The sequence below is a fragment of the Stenotrophomonas sp. STEN008 genome (assembly GCF_056760435.1).
The window spans coordinates 1-2,948 of the sequence record NZ_JBRRET010000079.1 but is presented as its reverse complement, the minus strand read 5'-3'; the positions used below and the strand labels follow the sequence as shown (position 1 = coordinate 2,948).

Below are 2,948 nucleotides of genomic sequence, written 5' to 3'. Positions count from 1 at the left end.
CCTCCACCCCCCCCCCTCCCCCCCCCCCCCCCCCCCCCCCGCCCCCCCCCGCCCGGCCACCCCCCCCCCGCCCGCGCCGCCGGCGCGCCCCCCCCCCCCCCCCCCCGACCAGTGGCGGTCAGGGGGCGGCGGCCGGTCGTGCCGGTGTGGCTTCGGTGGCCACGTCGTCGGCCCGGTTGTGCAGGCCCTGCAGGTAGCTGGACAGCGCCTGCACTTCCTGTTCGGTCAGCTTCTGTGCCACCGCGGCCATGATCTGGAAGTGCGCCTTGTCGGTTTCGTTGGTCTGCCCGGCCTGGTACTCCTGCAGGCGGCGCGCGACATAGCTGGCGTGCTGGCCACCGATATGCGGGTAGGCCGGGCCCGGGTTGCCGGCGCCGCTGGGGCCGTGACAGGCCATGCAGGCCGGCAGCCCGCGCGACGCGTCGCCGCCGCGGTACAGCTGCTGGCCGATCTGGTAGAACTTCATGCCCTTGTAGGGGCCTTCGGTCACCGCGGTGTCGTCGGCGATGCCGGCGGTGGCCTTCTGCGTGGCGAAGAACGCGCCGATGTCGCGCATGTCCTGCGGGGTGAGGTTCTGCACGAACGGCACCATCGCCACTGCCGCACCGGAGCTGCGCTGGCCGTTGGCGATCAGGGCCATCTGCTGGGCGACATAGCGCTCGCTCTGGCCGGCGATGGACGGGTACATCTCGACCGTGGAATTGCCGTCGGCACCATGGCAGGCCGCGCAGGCCGCAGCCTTGCCCTGGCCAGCCTTGGCATCGCCCCAGGTCGTCTTGCTGAAATCCACCTCCAGCGAGGCGGTGTTGATCGGCCCGTTGTCGGGCAGCGGGGTCAACGTGGTCTGCGCGAACGCAGCGGCGGCAACAACGACAGCAGTGGCAAGGGCGGATACGGCAAGAACGCGAGCGTGGCGCATGCTAAAGCTCCGTATGGACCGGGCCGGGCGGTGGCCGCCGGCATCGCCCGGATTATCAACGGCGTTTCCACGCACGGTCAACGAAGCAGTGCAGCAAAATCCCCGCTGGGGCCGTCGGCACGGGCGCGCGGCGCCGCAACATGCGATCCTATGCGCATGTCATTGCTCCTTGAACGCGCCCGTTACCACCTCTCGGCCCACAACGCGCGGCAGCTGCCGCCCGACGAAGGGGCCGAAGTGGCCTTCGCCGGCCGCTCCAACGCCGGCAAGTCCAGCGCCCTCAATGCGTTGACCCGGCAGAATGCCCTGGCCCGCGTCTCCAAGACCCCCGGCCGCACGCAGCAGCTGGTGTTCTTCCAGATCACCCCGGAAGCAAGCCTGGTCGACCTTCCCGGCTACGGCTACGCCAAGGTGCCGCTGGAGCTGCAGGCGCACTGGCAGGCCTTCATCGACCGGTACTTCCGTACCCGGGAGGCACTGAAGGGGCTGGTGGTGGTGATGGACATCCGCCACCCGCTGAAGGACTACGACCGCCAGATGCTGTCTTACGCCGTACAGCGCGGCCTGCCGGCGCATGCGCTGCTGACCAAGGCCGACAAGCTAGGCCGCGGCCAGCAGATGCAGACGCTGCAGAAGGTGCGCAAGGAACTGCAGTCGGCCTACGGCGACAGCGTCAGCGTGCAGGTGTTTTCCGGCGAAGACCGCACCGGCGTGGACGAAGCCCGTGCCGTGATCGGTGGCTGGCTGGGCCTGGAATAACCTCTCGCCCGCCGGGCATGGCCCGGCGCTACCGGATCGGTGGGGGCCGACCTTGGTCGGCACACCCTCACAATGGCGAATACTCCGCCGGCACCCAGGCATAGGCCTGGCCGTCCCTGCGCACGTGGCCCAGGCCCGGGAAAGGCAGATGCGCACCCGCCACCCACCACGCCCCGGCGGTGGCCTGCTGCAACAGACTGCGGCGGCTGGCCGTGGCCGCCTTGCGGTCCGAATCGGCCTCGAACGCGGCTTCCGGGTGGGCGAACTGCACCGCGTGGAAGTGCAGCACGTCGCCCCACACCAGCAGTGACTGGCCCTGGCTGTCGAACCGGTAAGAGACGTGGCCGGGGGTGTGGCCATGGGTATCCATCGCCAGGGCACCGCCGGGGAGGGCATCGCCTGGCTGGAAGGTACGCAGGTGGCCGCTGGCCTGATAAGGCGCCACGGCGGTTCGGGCGAGCGGGAAGGCAAAGCGCACGCCCTCCGGTGCGGTGGTTTCGCTGGCCGGGTTGAGCCAGTAGTCCGCGTCGGCCCTGGACAGCCACACCGTCGCGTTCGGATAGGCCGGCTTGCCCTGCGCGTCGAGCACGCCGCACAGATGGTCAGGGTGGGCGTGGGTCAGCAGGATGTCGTCCACCTCGGCGGGATCCACGCCTGCGGCACGCAGGTTGCCCAGTACCTGGCCCAGGCCGGGACCGAAGCACTGTGCGGTGCCCGTGTCGACCAGGGTGAGGTGATTGCCCTGGCGGATCAGGTAAGCATTGACCGCGGTCTGCAGGCCCTTGCTGTCTTCGGGGACATAGCGGCCTTCCAGCAGGCGGGTGACCAGCGTCGGCGGCACGTCGACCACTTCCTGCCGGCCGAGTGCGACCACGCCATCGAACAGGGCGGTGACCTGCAGGGTGCCGATGCGGTGGTGATAGACGCCGGGCATCTGCCGGGTGGGTGCGGGTGAGGTGGCTTCGGCGAGTGCGGTCAGCGGCAGCGCAGCCAGGGCCAGCAGCAGGGCGCCGCGCAGCGGCAGGTGATGCAGGGTCATGAGGGTTCTCGATGGAGGACGGGCGGTTCCGTTGCGGCTAGCGTGCCGTGGCCGGCGTGCGCGCGGCGCTCAAACCGCTGCGCGGAATGCTCAGGGAAGGGGGTGTGCTGGCAGGGCTGGGGCCCCCCCCCCCCCCCCCCCCCCCCCCCCCCCCCCCCCCCCCCCCCCCCCCCCCCCCCCCCCCCCCCCCCCCCCCCCCCCCCCCCCCCCCCCCCCCCCCCCCCCCCCCCC

The 2,948-nt window shown here is 71.5% G+C and carries 3 protein-coding genes; 1 reads left to right on the top strand and 2 read right to left on the bottom strand.

Translation table 11 applies throughout. The features are described from left to right. Window positions 1-118 precede the first annotated feature (118 nt). A complete protein-coding gene (locus ACVOME_RS18620) occupies window positions 119-919 on the bottom strand; it encodes a c-type cytochrome (protein ID WP_065175142.1) in 801 nt (266 codons plus the stop codon). A 156-nt stretch (window positions 920-1,075) separates the two neighbouring features. Between ACVOME_RS18620 and yihA the strand changes: the two genes are divergently transcribed. Further along, window positions 1,076-1,678 (top strand): ribosome biogenesis GTP-binding protein YihA/YsxC, encoded by a 603-nt coding sequence (gene yihA / locus ACVOME_RS18615; RefSeq protein WP_053519877.1) that lies wholly within the window; start codon window positions 1,076-1,078, stop codon window positions 1,676-1,678. 67 nt (window positions 1,679-1,745) lie between these two features. On the opposite strand, the gene ACVOME_RS18610 is transcribed toward yihA, so the two are convergent. Continuing rightward, window positions 1,746-2,717, bottom strand: coding sequence for an MBL fold metallo-hydrolase (locus tag ACVOME_RS18610; protein WP_263175732.1), 972 nt, complete (start codon window positions 2,715-2,717; stop codon window positions 1,746-1,748). Window positions 2,718-2,948 lie beyond the last annotated feature (231 nt).